General features: G+C 52.1%; 15 protein-coding genes. 13 read left to right on the plus strand and 2 right to left on the minus strand.

Annotated features, from left to right (window positions below; genetic code table 11):
* The first annotated feature begins 11 nt into the window (after positions 1 to 11).
* The 5 genes from ABJI30_RS13740 (at position 12) to pth (ending at position 4,269) form a co-directional block, all read left to right on the plus strand.
* Positions 12 to 953, plus strand: a complete 942-nt coding sequence (locus tag ABJI30_RS13740) for a TraB/GumN family protein (RefSeq protein ID WP_348017257.1) — start codon at positions 12 to 14, stop codon at positions 951 to 953.
* Positions 954 to 1,007: 54 nt separating this feature from the next.
* Positions 1,008 to 1,952 (plus strand): TraB/GumN family protein, encoded by a 945-nt coding sequence (locus tag ABJI30_RS13745; protein WP_348017258.1) that lies wholly within the window; start codon positions 1,008 to 1,010, stop codon positions 1,950 to 1,952.
* An 18-nt stretch (positions 1,953 to 1,970) separates the two neighbouring features.
* The gene (locus ABJI30_RS13750) at positions 1,971 to 2,768 is read left to right on the plus strand and encodes a thioesterase family protein (protein WP_348017259.1); all 798 of its coding nucleotides are present in this window, start codon (positions 1,971 to 1,973) and stop codon (positions 2,766 to 2,768) included.
* A gap of 122 nt (positions 2,769 to 2,890) precedes the next feature.
* Positions 2,891 to 3,580 carry a 50S ribosomal protein L25/general stress protein Ctc gene (locus tag ABJI30_RS13755; protein ID WP_348017260.1) on the plus strand — a complete coding sequence of 230 codons (690 nt, stop codon included), beginning with the start codon at positions 2,891 to 2,893 and terminating at the stop codon, positions 3,578 to 3,580.
* Between the two features lie 116 nt (positions 3,581 to 3,696).
* A complete protein-coding gene (gene pth, locus ABJI30_RS13760; protein WP_348017261.1) occupies positions 3,697 to 4,269 on the plus strand; it encodes an aminoacyl-tRNA hydrolase in 573 nt (190 codons plus the stop codon).
* A 41-nt stretch (positions 4,270 to 4,310) separates the two neighbouring features.
* On the opposite strand, the gene ABJI30_RS13765 is transcribed toward pth, so the two are convergent.
* Positions 4,311 to 5,351, minus strand: a complete 1,041-nt coding sequence (locus ABJI30_RS13765; protein WP_348017262.1) for an SGNH/GDSL hydrolase family protein — start codon at positions 5,349 to 5,351, stop codon at positions 4,311 to 4,313.
* A gap of 64 nt (positions 5,352 to 5,415) precedes the next feature.
* Between ABJI30_RS13765 and ychF the strand changes: the two genes are divergently transcribed.
* The 4 genes from ychF (at position 5,416) to ABJI30_RS13785 (ending at position 9,477) form a co-directional block, all read left to right on the plus strand.
* Complete coding sequence (ychF, locus tag ABJI30_RS13770) at positions 5,416 to 6,516, plus strand: redox-regulated ATPase YchF (protein WP_348017263.1); 1,101 nt, start codon at positions 5,416 to 5,418, stop codon at positions 6,514 to 6,516.
* A 49-nt stretch (positions 6,517 to 6,565) separates the two neighbouring features.
* Positions 6,566 to 7,807 carry an ectonucleotide pyrophosphatase/phosphodiesterase gene (locus ABJI30_RS13775; RefSeq protein ID WP_348017264.1) on the plus strand — a complete coding sequence of 414 codons (1,242 nt, stop codon included), beginning with the start codon at positions 6,566 to 6,568 and terminating at the stop codon, positions 7,805 to 7,807.
* Positions 7,808 to 7,956: 149 nt separating this feature from the next.
* Positions 7,957 to 8,637: a PEPxxWA-CTERM sorting domain-containing protein gene (locus tag ABJI30_RS13780; protein ID WP_348017265.1), complete on the plus strand. Its 681-nt coding sequence runs from the start codon at positions 7,957 to 7,959 to the stop codon at positions 8,635 to 8,637.
* A 162-nt stretch (positions 8,638 to 8,799) separates the two neighbouring features.
* On the plus strand, positions 8,800 to 9,477 hold the full coding sequence (locus ABJI30_RS13785) for a nitroreductase (protein ID WP_348017266.1): 678 nt from the start codon (positions 8,800 to 8,802) through the stop codon (positions 9,475 to 9,477).
* 45 nt (positions 9,478 to 9,522) lie between these two features.
* Here ABJI30_RS13785 and mutL read toward each other — a convergent pair whose 3' ends face one another.
* Entirely contained in the window at positions 9,523 to 11,340 is a 1,818-nt protein-coding gene (gene mutL / locus ABJI30_RS13790) for a DNA mismatch repair endonuclease MutL (RefSeq protein ID WP_348017267.1), read from the minus strand.
* Positions 11,341 to 11,502: 162 nt separating this feature from the next.
* Between mutL and ABJI30_RS13795 the strand changes: the two genes are divergently transcribed.
* Genes ABJI30_RS13795 through mrdA form a run of 4 tightly spaced genes read left to right on the plus strand, consistent with a single transcriptional unit; the run spans position 11,503 to position 15,996 of the window.
* On the plus strand, positions 11,503 to 12,543 hold the full coding sequence (locus tag ABJI30_RS13795) for a rod shape-determining protein (protein ID WP_348017268.1): 1,041 nt from the start codon (positions 11,503 to 11,505) through the stop codon (positions 12,541 to 12,543).
* A gap of 56 nt (positions 12,544 to 12,599) precedes the next feature.
* On the plus strand, positions 12,600 to 13,508 hold the full coding sequence (gene mreC / locus ABJI30_RS13800) for a rod shape-determining protein MreC (protein WP_348017269.1): 909 nt from the start codon (positions 12,600 to 12,602) through the stop codon (positions 13,506 to 13,508).
* A complete protein-coding gene (gene mreD / locus ABJI30_RS13805) occupies positions 13,508 to 14,023 on the plus strand; it encodes a rod shape-determining protein MreD (protein ID WP_348017270.1) in 516 nt (171 codons plus the stop codon). The genes mreC and mreD overlap by 1 nt, the downstream gene beginning before the upstream one ends.
* Complete coding sequence (gene mrdA / locus ABJI30_RS13810) at positions 14,020 to 15,996, plus strand: penicillin-binding protein 2 (RefSeq protein ID WP_348017271.1); 1,977 nt, start codon at positions 14,020 to 14,022, stop codon at positions 15,994 to 15,996. The genes mreD and mrdA overlap by 4 nt, the downstream gene beginning before the upstream one ends.
* Position 15,997: the final 1 nt, after the last annotated feature.

Here is a 15,997-nt window from a genome sequence, read left to right on the forward strand (position 1 = left end):
AACACCGCCTTATGAAACGCACCTGGCTCTCCGTTCTTGCACTTCTCCCCTTCATGGCCGGAATGTCCGCCTGCGCTGCGCAAACTGTCTCACCGGAACCGATAAAAGCAGTCGAGAATTCGGTACCATCCATCGCGACACTGCCTGACGATGCCGATCCGGCACTTTGGGTGCTGAAGGATGAAGACACGACCATCTACATGTTTGGAACCGTCCATATCCTGAAGCCGGGCCTGACATGGTTTGATGAAGCCGTGAAAGAAGCTTTTGACGAGTCTGATGAGCTGGTGATCGAAATGATTTCGCCAGATCCGGCAGAAATGATCAGGATCGTCAACGAGATGGCGATCAACACGACCGGCAAGTCCTTACGGGACAAGTTATCGGCAGAAGATCGCACAAAATTTGAAGCCGCAATGACGAGCCTCAATCTTCCTGTCGCGTCATTTGATCCGCTCGATCCCTGGTTTGCCAGCGTCAGCATGTCGATGATTCCTCTGACTCAAAACGGCTATGAAATTGGAAGCGGCGTCGAAAAAGATCTGAAGGCCGCAGCGGATCTCCGCAAAATGACTGTTATTGGTCTGGAAACTCCGGAACAACAGCTGGGGTTTTTCGATAACCTGCCCGAAGAGGTACAGATATCTTTCCTGAACTTCACAGTCGAAACGCTGGACGAGATGACCGATGGCATGGAGAATATGGTTGCACACTGGGCAAACGCCAATGTTGATGCGCTGGGCGAATTGATGAATGCAGGTCTTGAAGACAAGATATTGTACGACACATTGCTCGCCAACCGGAATGCGAACTGGGCGGAATGGGTGGATGACAGAATGAACAAACCTGGAACCTTGTTTTTGGCCGTCGGCGCCGGACATCTTGCAGGGGAAAGCAGTTTGCAGAAAATGCTCAAAGCCCGGGGTTTTGAGGTAAAACGCCTCAAATACTAAATTATTGAACGCGAACGCCTTTCTTTTTGGGCGTTCCGCCCCCAGATACATCCGATGCACTATGTAAAACTGATACTGAGCATTATCGCCGCTACCTGTCTTGCTTCCTGCGGGAACGCGGGGGAAACTGTCCAGCTTAATACCGAAGCCGAAGGCAAGCCGGCAATCTGGAAAGTCACCGGTCCGAAGGCTGACGACCCGAAATCGGAAAAGTCAGAATCGGTAGCTTCAGGAACGGCCTATCTGTTCGGGACAATTCATACACTGCCCAAGAATATTGAATGGAGCACACCGATTCTGGAAGCCGCGATCAAGGACTCTGATGAACTGATCATTGAAGTGGTCGGACTGGAAGACAAGAAAAACTCCGCGAAAATATTTTCAGAGCTCGCACTCTCGCCAGACCTTCCCACGGTTGAAGCACGGATAAAGCCGTCGCTGCATGATGAACTCGATCGGGTACTGGATGAATCCAATATCGCTGAAATCACGTTAAATCGCATGGAGAGTTGGGCAGCCGCACTTTCTCTGGCAACCGCGCAAACCGGCAAGCTGGGTTTGAGTTCCGATGAAGGTGTGGAAAAAAAGCTGATAGCGAAGTTTGATGCCCTAAAGAAACCCGTCAGCGGACTGGAAACAATAGAACAACAACTGGGGTATTTTGACAAATTGCCGGAATCGGACCAGCGGGAAATGCTGACCAGCGTGTTGGAAGAATCTGGCGATACCAGGGAAGCTTTTCAGGAATTGTTTGACGCCTGGTATACTGGAGACATCATTAAGCTGGAAAAGCTTACCGAAGGCGGAATTCTGGAAAAACCGGAGATACGGGAAAGAATTCTTGTTGCGCGGAACAAGGACTGGGATGAGCAGCTGCACAAAAAACTGAAAAAGCCGGGCACATTATTCGTTGCGGTTGGCGCAGCGCATCTTGTTGGGCTGGATGCCGTACAACTTATGCTGGAAAAGCGCGGCTACTCGGTTCAAAAAATTCAATAAAATTATCGGGGCTTTGACATGACCTTTTTGTTCGACCGGGAAACGGCGCTTATTCCACTTGCAGACAATCGATACACGATCGAAGCCAGCGACGTTTATCGCAATCCGACCGGATCGGCCTTTGGTGGCTGGGTTGCGGGCATCTGCGCGCGGGCGATCGACATGCATCCACAAAGAACTGGCCCAATCGTGTCGCAACAGACCAATTTTCTGTCGGGTGTCGGACCTGGCGAGGTTGAAGTTGTTGTCCGCTTGCTCAAATCAGGCGCCACAACACAATTTTGGCGAGTGGAGCTCTTTCAGAACGAAACAATTGTAATTGTCGCCGATATTGTATCCAGCAGCCGAAAACCGACGGATATCGACTATCAAGTCGAGCTACCGACAAGCCGGACGCCCGAAGACTCCATCGCCTTGCCATCGGTCAATCCGATGGCCCCGCAATGGGTAACTTCCTATGATCAGCGAATTGCCAAGGGCATACCGTTCAAGGTCAATGATACGCCCGAGGCTCTCGTCTGGATTAAAGAAGCGGATGGACGTCCGGTGGACCGGGTCAGTCTGTTTTCGATCTGCGACACGCCCATGCCGCGGACATTTTTCATTACCGATCAGTTCCGCCCCGGATCTACGGTTTCTATGGCAACATATATTTATGCAAGCGAAGAAGATCTCGCCGAGGCGGGAGCAGATTATCTATTGCTCCGTGTCAACGGTGCAACGGTGAGAAACAGCGCCTGCGATTCCCGTGTGGAACTCTGGTCCCGTAAGGGAATATTGCTTGCAACCAGCAATCAGATCGGATTTTTTCGCTAAAGCGGGAGAAGGCTCAATTTGCCTTGCTTTTCCGTGATCTCCTGCCTATAGCGCCTGCTTTCCGGTCAAGAGCCCCCTGGAGGCGTGACGGAAATCTGTAAAACTATTTTTGGAGCAACATTATGAGTGATCAGCTGACACTATCAGCCGAACCTCGCGAACGGGCTGGCAAGGGAGCCTCCCGTGCACTACGTCGCGAAGGTCGCATACCTGCCGTTATCTATGGCGATAAAAAAGACGCACAACCTATTCATGTAGAAGAAAAAGCGCTGAACAAGCTGCTTGGCACAGGCCACTTCATGAACTCGCTCGTCCAGGTTGAAGTAGGCGGAGAAAAGACCCGTACGCTTCCCAAAGATGTTGCTTTTGATCCGGTTTCGGATCGCCCGCTCCATGTTGACTTTTTCCGCCTGGCAAAAGGTGCGAAAGTTCAGGTCAACATTCCTGTTGTTTTCGTCAACGAAGAAGAATCACCTGGTCTGAAACGTGGCGGCGTTCTGAACGTTGTTCGTTTTGAACTTGATCTTATGTGTGATGCCGACTTGATCCCGGATCAAATTGAAATCGACGTAACCGGTCTTGAAATCGGCGATTCCATTCACTTCTCTGACGTGACATTGCCCGATGGCTCGGAAAGCTCAATTACGGATCGTGACTTTACGATTGCCGGTGTTGCCGCACCATCTGCTCTCAAATCCTCTGAAGACGAAGCCGAAGACGGTGAAGGCGAAGAAGGTGAAGAAGGCGAAGAAGGTGCCGAAGGCGAAGCAGCTGAAGGCGAAGGCGGCGAAGAAGGCGGTTCAGACGACTAGACCTCTTCCCACAAAACGATGTAACGAAAAACCGTTCATGCTAAACATAGTGCAGCATGGGCGGTTTTTTATTGGGCGAACAAATGCAGCGCCGCAGATCAGGAGTAGATGGACAGATGCAATTATGGGTCGGTCTTGGCAATCCGGGAGCAGAATATGCGCTCCATCGCCACAATGTCGGCTACATGGTGCTGGACGCCATGGAAGAAGTGCATGGTTTTCCGCCACCGAAACAAAAGTTTCAGGGGTGGGTCGTGGAAGGGCGTCTGGGTTCTGAAAAACTGCTTTTGCTGAAACCGGCAACTTTTATGAATGAAAGCGGGCGTGCGGTACGTGCTGTTCTCGACTTTTACAAACTTGCACCTTCAGATGTGACTGTTTTTCACGATGAACTGGATCTTGAGCCCTTCAAGGTGAAGGTCAAAGTCGGCGGTGGGCATGCCGGTCACAATGGCTTGCGATCCGTAGACGCGCATATCGGACCCGATTTCCGGCGTGTGCGGATTGGCATTGGTCACCCCGGTCACAAGTCGCGGGTCCATGGCCACGTACTGGGAAACTACACCAAAGCGGAAATCGATGATTTAGCCCATATGCTGGGCGCAATTGCATCTGAGGCCGATTGGCTGGCCGCAGGCGACAATGCGCGGTTCATGAGCGAACTGGCGTTGAGGATGCAGGTCGATTGATACCGCTTTAAATCGGGTCGCAAACTTCCCGTGCGGGATGTTCAGCCATAGCTAACCCGAATTTTTTGGCGCCGGCGGAGTGCTGTCCCCGTGATAAAGAATCCAAAGATCATCATCGCCCAGGTGGCAGGCTCTGGCACAGAAGCAGTCAGGTTGAATTGACTATTGATATCATCAAACAAGGCCTGATGAATCGGTGCAGTCGGGTGGACGCCATCAAAGGAGAAAATCCCGACACATCCTCCCGCAACTGCTGCCGGGCCAGCCTCCAGACAGGTCTGTGTCAGATCTTGAGGTGGTAATCCAAATGCACCCGGATCAGTTCCGAGTCGGGTAAAGAAATCAAGATAGCTGAAGTGGAAAAGACTTGTATCGTCCATCAGGTTAAGTGCCGCCAGTTCTTGAGTTAGATAAAACTCGGCCAAAAAACTGAGGGAGTCATCAAGAACAGGGAAGCCTGTGAGCAGCAGGTTTCTCGCCCCGATATCATTTAGGGCCTGAACACCTGCAGCATAATCCTGCGCGGCCTGGCGGACAAAAACGTCGGCTTCAACAGGATCATCAGGCGCGTTAAAAATATCATTGCCCCCGAAGTTCAGAATGAACAATCCGTTCTCGTCCACTTCATTTCCGGGAACAGTCAAATAGGCCGCATAGGCTCCCAATTGCTCGCCGAGATCAGGTACGCCAGAGGTTTCAGAAGCACGCGCACCACCAAAAGCAAAGTTTGTTCCACCTTGCAACGACGCTACCGTCGGTGCACCGAATAATTCAATGCTGAGAAGGTCGGTATAATCAAAACCATTGGTAAACCGCCCATTGAAGTATCCCAAATTGGGGTCCGGAATCGCGCCACCGGTGGCGGTAAAAATATTGCCGGCATCCACCAGACTGTCACCAAATACCGTCAGGGACGTGAATTGCGCCGTATCTCGTTCGGCTTGTGCCGGAACTGCCGCCAAAACAAGGCCGCCTATGGTCGCTCCTGTCAAAAATACCTTCATAACAATCCATCCCCTCTTTTTATCGTTAATTTTCCGTAGTCTGTACCCATTATCTTCTGAAAGCAATATCCATTGCATGTTGCCGCTGGTAATCGACCCGGAGGATCGCTATCGAGCACGCTTAATTCCATGGAGTGACAAAATGGGTTTTAAATGTGGTATCGTTGGCCTTCCCAACGTCGGAAAATCAACATTGTTCAATGCGCTCACCGAAACCCAGGCTGCGCAGGCCGCGAACTATCCGTTTTGCACAATCGAGCCGAACGTTGGCCAGGTGGCGGTTCCTGATCCTCGGCTCAACCAGATTGCCGAAATCGCGAGCAGCGCAAAAATCATTTATACGCAGCTGGCATTCGTCGACATTGCGGGTCTCGTAAAAGGTGCATCGCAGGGTGAGGGTCTGGGCAATCAGTTTCTCGGTAATATTCGGGAAGTTGACGCTATTGTACATGTGTTGCGTTGCTTTGAAGATGATGACATCCAGCACGTCTCCAACAAAGTTGACCCGCTTTCCGATGCCGAAGTTGTCGAAACAGAATTGCTGCTGTCAGACCTGGAAAGCCTGGAAAAACGCGTGCCGGCTTTTGAGAAAAAGGCAACCAGCGGAGACAAGGAAGCCAGGATTGCCGCTGCCGTACTTGGTCAGACACTCGAGCTGTTGCGTGAAGGCAAGCCTGCACGTTTGACTCAGCCCAATGATGAGGAAGAGCAACGCATTTTTGACCAGTCTCAGTTGCTGACAGCCAAACCGGTTCTTTATGTTTGCAATGTTGACGAAGCAGATGCTGCAACCGGCAACGCACTCAGCGCGCAAGTTTTTGAAAAGGCCAAGGCCGAGGGTGCAGAGGTTGTGATCGTATCTGCTGCCATCGAATCCGAATTGGTAGGCATGGAAGCAGACGATCGCGCGGAGTATCTCGCGGAGCTGGGGCTGGAGGAATCCGGTTTGGCTCGCGTTATTCGCGCGGGTTACCAGCTACTTGACCTGCAAACATTTTTTACATGTGGACCCAAGGAAGCCCGCGCCTGGACAGTTCACAAAGGTGCCAAGGCTCCTGAAGCTGCCGGAGAAATTCATACCGATTTCGAACGCGGCTTCATTCGGGCTGAAACAATTGCGTTTGATGACTACGTTATTCTCGGTGGTGAAAGTGCCGCACGGGATGCCGGAAAACTGCGCCAGGAAGGCAAGGACTATGTGGCGCAAGACGGCGATATCATGAATTTTAAATTCAACGTCTGATTTGATACAGAAACCGTTTACAGTTTCCCGGACAACGGGAGGCACCGACGTGATTCGCAACTTATTCCAGATATTTCTCGCCAGCATATTGCTGATTGGCTGCAACGGCTCCGCCGCCGAGACGTCTTCTGCTGCGGCAGTGCCTGCAAAAGAAGTGCGTGAACCGGTTACGATCTTGATTTCAATCGACGGGTTTCGGCCAGACTATCTCGATCGCGGTCTGACTCCGAACCTGAGCGCGCTGGCCGCAACCGGAATACATGCTGCAATGTTTTCCAGCTTTCCTACGAAAACATTCCCCAATCATTGGACACTTGTGACCGGACAGACGCCGGACCAGCATGGTATTGTCGGCAACACAATGGAAGATAGCGCCCGCCCCGGAGAACGCTTCACTATGGCGAGCAAAGACCCCTTCTGGTGGGGCGTCGCAGAACCCATCTGGGTCACCGCTGAAAAACAGGGCATCAAAACAGCGACGATGTTTTGGCCCGGTTCGGAAGTGGAGTTTGACGGGGTGCGGCCCAGCAACTGGTGGCCTTTTTCACAACAACTATCAAACGATCGGCGGATCGATGCGGTGATGGACTGGATGCGCAGGCCGACTGCTATCCGCCCGCAACTCGTCACGCTTTATTTCGATACCGTCGATACAGCGGGGCACTTCTATGGCCCTGCCCCCAATGAAAGATTGCATACTGTTATCCGTGCCGTGGATGAAAATATCGGGCAACTGATGAACGGACTCGCCGCACTGGAACAGCCCGCAAATTTCGTGATTGTATCGGATCACGGGATGGCAGAGACGTCGCCAGATCGCGTCATATATCTCGATGACATATTGCCGCGTGATCAATATCGATTGATCGTCAGTGGCAATTATGCCGGTTTTGAACCGTTGGAAGGTGAAGATTTATCGACCCTTCGAACTGCCTTCATCAAAAAACACAAGAATATGATGTGTTGGGAAAAGGATGATATTCCCGACAGCTACGGCTATGGTAAAAACGCGCGCGTTCCATCGATAATCTGTCTGCCTGATTCCGGTTGGGTCGCTTATCAGGACAAGCCGGAATGGATGACCGGTATCGGTGGTGGTCATGGCTATGACCAGATGCACCCCGATATGGCCGCTTTTTTTATGGCGAACGGCCCTGACATTAGCGGCAGGGGAAAAATCGCCAAATTTCATAATGTTGCGATCTATTCTCTGCTGTCACACCTGGCCGGGATTGAAGCCAATGCCAGCGCGGGTAGTCTCGCTCCGTTCAGTGGCACTCTCACACCTTAGTTATTGCCATGGATTGCGACATACACAGCAGCGCTCCAGGATTGTTCGCAATCGCAATTTATGGTATCTGACTGAAGAACCACTTTTTAGTCGGAGTGTCGATCGATGCTGCCCGAGCCAGATTCTGGATTATGAAACGGAGGTCAATTGTGAACAAAATTTTCTACACAGCCGTTGCAGCTTTTACCGTGATTGCCACCCCCGCCAACGCGGCCGTGTTCTTCAGTGATTTGACCAACTTCCAGATTGCAGCTCCGGGAGCAGGCTTGATTGAAGACTTCGAGGGAGTGTCAGGAGCCGAACTCAATACCCCGTTGCCATCACTTTCTCTGGCGAGTGGTACCTATACCGGCCTTGCGGGCACTCCGTTTCCCAATGTTTTTGTATCGGCGCCCGGCTTTACGAACTTTGGTGCAGGGAATAACCCGACGTCGAGTCAGATTCTGACAGCAAATGGCGACGAGAGTTTTGACGTGATGCTTGCGGCCCCGACAACAGCATTGGGAATGAACCTGTTTCTGAACGATCTGGGTGATGCGACAATTACATTTTATGATTCAGCAGATAATGTTCTTGGAACAACCACTTATTTTGCGTCAGCAGATAATCTCCAGTTTGTGGGACTGGTCGGAGATCCAGGTGAATCAATCGCCCGGTTCACATTTGAATCAACCTTGGGCAGAAGCATAAATACGGGCATTGACAATCTCTATGCCGTTACTGCCGTACCTGAACCTGCGACATGGTCATTCATGATCCTGGGTTTCGGATTGGTTGGCGGTGCGATGCGAATGCAACGAAAGGCGCTTGCAAAGTCCAGTTTCGCCTAATCCACCACACACGCATCTGAACCGCCCTGTCAGATATTCTGGCGGGGCTTTTCGTTTGGGTGCCGGTTGCAAGCGCTTCAAATCCTGGATCATCAATATCGGGGTTTGCACTTAGACTTTTATGCGCTAGCGACCGGCGATCATTTTCTTCCGGAGTATTACATGCAGTTTGATGAAGTCATTATGGGCCGCCGCAGCATTCGCGGGTACAAAGCCGAACCGGTTGAACAATCATTGATCGAAGAAATTCTGACACTGGCGATACGCGCACCATCCTCGATGAATACGCAGCCCTGGAATTTTTATGTGATTACCGGTGAACCGCTGGAAAAGATCCGCAACGGCAATACCGAAAGAATGCTGGCGGGTGTTCCGCAATCTCGTGAGTTCCGGACCGGAGAAGCCTTTGCCGGCACACATAGGGATCGACAAATCGGTGTAGCCAAACAGCTCTTTTCAGCGATGAACATTGAACGCCATGACAAAGAAGCTCGTCAGGATTGGGTGATGCGCGGATTCCGGCAGTTTGACGCACCTGTTTGCGTTATCATTACATATGATCGCGAGCTTAATGGAAGTGACGACACACCATTTGATTGCGGCGCAGTTGCAACCGCCCTGGTCAACGCCGCCTGGTCACGCGGGCTTGGTACTGTCATCAACAGTCAGGGCATCATGCAATCTCCCGTTGTGAGAGAGCATGCAGGCATTGCCGATGACCAAGTGATCATGAAGAGCATCGCTTTGGGATGGCCAGATGAAAGTTTCCCGGCAAATGCTGTTGTTTCAACGCGGAAATCTGTTGAGGAAGCAGCTACTTTTGTGGGATTCACGGACTAGCGTTCGATGGACCGGATATTGCGGAGCCTGGTTTCCAACCGAGTTTCATTTTCGACCAAAAAGCTTCTCAATATCACCATGGGCGAGCTTGACCCATGTCGGGCGCCCATGATTGCATTGACCGGAATGCGGCGTGACTTCCATTTCACGCAGCAGCGCATTCATTTCTTGTATGTTGAGAACCCGCCCTGCCCTGACAGATCCGTGACAGGCCATGGTCGAGGCGACATGGTCAATACGCTCTTTTAGGCTTAACGCCTGGTCATATGCCCCCAGTTCGTCAGCGAGATCGGTAATCAGACCTTTGACATCGCCTGCTCCCAGCATTGCGGGTGTTGACCGAACAAGGATGGCCGAAGGTCCAAAGCGCTCCAGTTCCAATCCAAATTCTGAAAGTTCGGCGCTTCGGGATTCCAGTCTGTCACAGGCATTTTCATCCAGTTCCACCACTTCCGGCATCAACATCGCCTGAGAAGCGACACTCCCTCCCTCGACAGCTTTGCGCATGCGCTCGAGGACCAGACGCTCATGCGCGGCGTGCTGATCCACGATCACCAGACCATCGTCTGCTTCGGCTACAATATAGGTTTTGGCCACTTGTCCTCTTGCAATTCCAAGAGGATGGCTCACACCATCGGGAACAGGCTCCACTGCTTCTGCGGCCCTGCCCATTAGCGGCGCCAGGTCTTCCGGTCGATCGAAGCCGCCAAATGCGCGGGCATCATCTGCAAGCGTTGCACCATGATTGGGCGGCGTTACGAAAGTGGAACGTTGCCCTGGTCTGCTCTGGGTTGAAAAAATACTGGTTTGCGGATCGGGCGCAACCGGTTCGGATTGCCAATTAGCAAGAGCGGAATCCGCCGGACGCTGAACTGCCCTAAAGCCACCTTCATCAAGCGCGCGACGCAAACCGCTCACGATCATGCCGCGGATCATCGCAGGTTCACGGAACCGTACTTCTGTTTTTGCCGGATGGACATTCACGTCGACCAACTCGGGCGGCATATCAATAAACAAAGCCACCACCGGATGGCGATCACGTGCCAGCATTTCTGCATAGGCCCCGCGCACAGCACCGACGAGCAACCTGTCTTTTACCGGACGGCCGTTCACGAATAGAAATTGATGATCCGCAACACCGCGATTGTAGGTCGGAAGACCCGCAACACCGGTTAGTCGTACATCTTCCCGCATCAAATCCACAGCAACGCTATTTGCACGTAATTCCCTGTTGGTCAGCGCGGCAACGCGGTCCGGTCCGGTTTCATCGGCTTGCACGGCAATCGGTTTGCGTTTTTCATGTTCCAGCACAAAACCGATGTCAGGCCTTGCCATTGCAAGGCGGCGGACAACATCGACACAGGCTGCATATTCGCTTCGTGCGGTGCGCAGAAATTTTCGGCGGGCGGGAATTTTTGCAAAAAGCTGTTCGACGCGGACACGCGTACCGGGCGGAACGGCTGCTGGACTATCCTCGATGAGTTCGCCGTGATCAATAATACGGCACCACCCATCCTGATCTTTGATCCTGCTTTCAATTGTCAGCTTTGCCACGCTGGCAATTGAGGGCAGCGCTTCTCCGCGAAAACCCATTGTCGTGACCAGTTCGATCGATTCATCGGGCAACTTGGACGTCGCATGGCGTTCGAGCGCCAGCGCAATGTCATCGCGACTCATTCCGCATCCATTGTCCGTCACTTCGACGAGCGATAACCCACCCTGTTCCAGGCGAATGTTGATCTGGGTCGATCCCGCATCAATGGCGTTTTCAACCAGTTCTTTTAACGCACTGGCAGGTCGCTCGACCACTTCACCGGCGGCGATGCGATTGATAAGGCTGTTCGGGAGTCTTCTTATTGACATGTTCGCATTCCTAGCCCAAGCGACTTTGCCAAGCGAGCCTTGATTTTCGGGGCAAAATGCTGAATGACAATCCGGCATCTTTCAGCCCCTGTTCAGCAAAAGAAGCGCTCTAGTTTGAAGCCGCAGCATCTGCTGCAACTATAAGAAAATACGGATAAAAATATGGTATTTGGAAATCTGTTCAAGTTCAGGTCTCAGGACATGGCCATTGATCTCGGCACGGCAAACACAGTTGTCTATGTTCGCGGACAGGGAATCGTACTGAACGAACCCTCTGTTGTGGCGATTGAAACGATAAATGGTGTGAAGAAGGTCAAGGCTGTCGGGAATGACGCCAAGATGATGATGGGCAAGACTCCGGACAGCATTGAAGCCATTCGTCCGCTGCGCGACGGCGTCATCGCTGACATCGATGTGGCCGAGCAGATGATCAAGCATTTTATTCAAAAGGTCCATGGCAAGCGCAAGCTCTTCAGCTATCCTGAAATCGTGATTTGCGTGCCCAGCGGCTCGACCTCGGTAGAGCGTCGCGCCATTCGTGATGCTGCTTCCAATGCCGGAGCCAGTCAGGTGTTCCTGATTGAAGAGCCCATGGCTGCAGCAATTGGAGCAGACATGCCGGTGACCGAACCAATCGGTTCGATGGTCGTCGATGTCGGCGGTGGAACAACCGAAGTTGCGGTTCTTTCATTGCGCGGACTGGCTTATACCACATCTGTGCGAACCGGCGGAGACAAGATGGATGAAGCCATTGTGTCCTATGTTCGGCGACACCATAATCTGTTGATCGGTGAAACCACGGCGGAACGCATCAAAAAAGATTTTGGTGTAGCGATGGCACCTGCAGATGGAATTGGTCATACCATTCACATCAAGGGCCGGGATCTCGTCAACGGGGTTCCCAAAGAGATATCTATCAATCAGGGACAAATAGCAGAAGCGCTAAGCGAACCAATTGGTACAATTATCGAAGGCGTCCGCATTGCTCTTGAAAATACTGCACCCGAACTGGCCGCAGATATTGTTGATCAAGGCATTGTCCTGACCGGCGGTGGCGCCTTGATTTCAGGCCTGGATGAAGCGCTGAGCGAAGAAACTGGCCTCCCGGTTACAGTAGCAGAAGATCCGCTGGCATGTGTCGCGATCGGTACAGGTCGTGCCATGGAGGATGAAATTTTCCGCGGCGTGCTAACGACTGCATAAACGGTAAATTCATGATTTTCGGTAACATTCAGACGGAAATGGAAGGATAAGCAGGGATGGCGCCGCCAAAACACCGGCGCCCAGGATTTTCCAAGCGAGCGCAATACAGCATTTTCGCGAGCTATTTACTGGGCATTTTAGGCGCTGTTATCGGGCTTCTTCTGCTGGCCATATCGATCATTGATCCGCGTGGATTTTCAATATTACGGACGATCGGTGCGGAGGCAACTGCACCGGTCAGCAAATCGCTGACGGAAGTTGGCGGTGCGACCGGAAGTATTGGGGAAGAAATTGCGGCTTATTTTGCTGCTGCTTCAAAAAATGCTGACATGAAGCGTGAACTTGAGAAAAACCGAATTGAAATCCTTGAAGCGCGCGCACTGAAGCAGGAAAATGAACGACTGAAGAGATTGTTGGAGCTGAATGAAGACGTTCCTGATTCGATAGCGATGGCACGATTGATCAGCTCTACAGCGGCGAGTTCCCGCCGTATGGCAACTCTGGGAGTTGGTAGCACCAGTGAGGTGCAATCGGGCCAACCCGTACGTGCTCCGGAAGGTCTTGTCGGTCGTGTTCTTGAAACTGGCCCAACGACGGCGCGTATCTTGCTGGTCTCGGATGGACAAAACGTCACTCCGGTGAAACGCGCCAGCGATGAATTGCCTGCTTTTGCAACCGGATTGGGAGATGGAACCGTTGATATTCGTCCCATCAATCTCGGCACAAATCCGTTCAAAGGTGGTGACTTGTTGATCACCTCTGGAAGCGGCGGTCTTTACAGTCCCGGCATTCCCGTTGCGGTCGTCATCCGCAAAACCGAAACAGGTGCCATTGCACGTATTTTGGCAAATCCGGCCAAGGTCAGTCATGTCATTGTTCAACCGATTTTTCAGGCTGAAACCGTAAGGCAGATTGAACAGGATGAAATAAACAGGCCGATTAACGAGCTCGAGGGTGGGGAATAGTGGCGAAACCATATCGCTCGCGACTGAACCGTCAGCCTTCCCAATTCCGGATAAAATTCATTCCGGCAACTACGGTCATTATCGGTTCAATGGTGACGACCCTACCGATCATTACCGATTACCCCATTCTTCCTCCGATCGGTCTTTTGGTGCTTCTGGCCTGGCGTTTGATCAGGCCTGGTTACTGGCCGGTCTGGGCCGGTTTCCCGCTGGGGCTGATCGATGATATGTTTAGCGGCCAGCCATTCGGTTGCGCTGCATTTTTATGGTCACTCGTATTTATCGCGCTGGAGACATTGGATCGCCGGGGTGCGGGACGGGATTATTGGCAAGACTGGCTGATAGCCTCCCTTTCCATCATTTTTGTGGTAGTAAGCGGTATGCTGATCATCAATTTCCAAAGCAATCTGCTACGCCTGGAAATTCTTGTACCGCAATTATTGCTGTCGATATTGCTCTATCCCTTTATCACCAGGTTGATTGGCGCAATTGATAACTGGCGGGTTTCAAGATGAGTCTGGGTGGCGGCAAAAATATTACGAGTGCTGTGCAGGCTCTGACCTTTTCACGCCGCGCGACAATCATCGGCGGCTTGCAGGCCGGTATCGGCGTTCTGCTTGCCGGACGCATGGCCTATATTTCCGTTGCCGAGAATGAACGCTATCAGCTCCTGTCCGAGAGCAATCGCGTCAATCTGACTCTGGTACCACCCCGGAGAGGCTGGTTGATTGATCGGAATGGCAAACCGGTTGCAAATAACAAGACCGATTTTCGTGTTGATATCATTCCCGATCGCATGCGTGACAAAGAACAGACAGTCGCCACACTGGCGGAATTGCTGGCACTTGATGCGGAAGCCATTGCAAGGATCAACAAGGAACTCGAACAAGCGACCAGTTTTCAGCCCGTGCAGGTTGCAACCGGACTGGACTGGGAGAGCTTTGCAGCCGTTAGCGTGCGCCTGCCCGATTTGCCAGGAGTATCCCCAAGGCAGGGCTTTTCGCGCTTTTATCCCACAGGTGCCGCAGTAGGCCATCTGGCCGGCTATGTCGGGATCGCATCAGCAGAAGACTATGCGGAAAATCCCGATCCGATTTTGGTGACCCCCGGGTACAAGATCGGCAAAGATGGTCTGGAAAAACTGTTTGAAGACCGCCTTCAGGGAAAACCGGGAGCAAAACGCGTAGAAGTGACCGCACGCGGGAAAATTGTCCGTGAGCTGGATACGCGGCCAGACATTCCGGGCAAAGCATTGCAATTGACGCTTGATATAGAGCTCCAGGAATATGCGGCGCGAAGACTTGGCCCGGAATCCGGAGCGGTCGTAGTCATGGACTGTGAAACCGGCGATCTCCTCACAATGACCTCAATGCCTTCATTTGATCCCAATAGTTTTTCCGATGGGATCGGACAGACCGAATATGGCATGCTGCGGGCAGATGATCATGTGCCGCTCAGAGACAAGGCGCTCAAGGGATTATTCCCGCCGGGCTCTACGATCAAGCCGATGGTGTCACTCGCGTTTCTGGAAGCGGGAATAAAGCCAGACGAAACGGTCATATGCAACGGCGGTCTGCGTGTCGGCAATCGTCGGTTCGGGTGCTGGAATCGAAGAGGTCATGGCCGCGTTGATATGGCCAAGGGCATTTATCAGAGCTGTGATGTCTATTTCTATCATTTCGCGCAAAAGATCGGGATGAACCCGATCGCCCTAATGGCCAATCGCCTGGGTCTGGGACAACAGTTTCCGCTTCCTGTGGTCAGCCAGTTTTACGGGACCGTCCCTGACCCTCAGTGGAAATTAAAAAAATATAATCAGGAATGGCAAGCCTATGACACTGTCAATTCTTCGATTGGCCAAGGCTACACACTCTCCACTCCTCTGCAACTTGCTGTCATGTCAGCCCGGATTGCAACCGGCAAAAAGTTGATGCCGCAATTGTTGCTGGACGGAAAACGGAGCAAAGTGGAAACTTTGAATATCGATCCGGAACATATTGCCTATGTCCAGGAAGCGATGAACCAGGTTGTAAATGGTGCCGGAACCGCCGGGCGGGCGCGTTTGCCGATCAAAGATGTAGAAATGGCTGGCAAGACCGGAACAGCGCAGGTCGTCAATCTCGATTTCGGTCGCGGTGGTAAAGATGTGGCATGGAAATATCGGGATCATGGTCTGTTTGTCTGCTTCGCTCCCTATGACAATCCTAGATATGCTGCAGCTGTGGTTATCCAACATGGTGGTGGTTCAGGAGCGGCCTATCCCGTTGCACGCGACGTCATGACATTTCTTTATGATCGCGAAAAAGCGATGAACATCCTGACCGACCTGGAGAAGGCCTGGGGTGGTAATATTGAACAAAGAATGGACAAAAAACTAACGGCCTATCGTGCGCAAGTTGCGTTGGAAAAAGCCATCGCAGCGGGGCAGCGGCAGCCAACTGTCGGCGAAGACGGAACAGATACCGCTAGAGCAGAGCCGGAGCAGTAAG

The organism is Parasphingorhabdus sp. (genome assembly GCF_039968395.1).
In the GTDB taxonomy this organism is placed as follows: Bacteria; Pseudomonadota; Alphaproteobacteria; order Sphingomonadales; family Sphingomonadaceae; genus Parasphingorhabdus.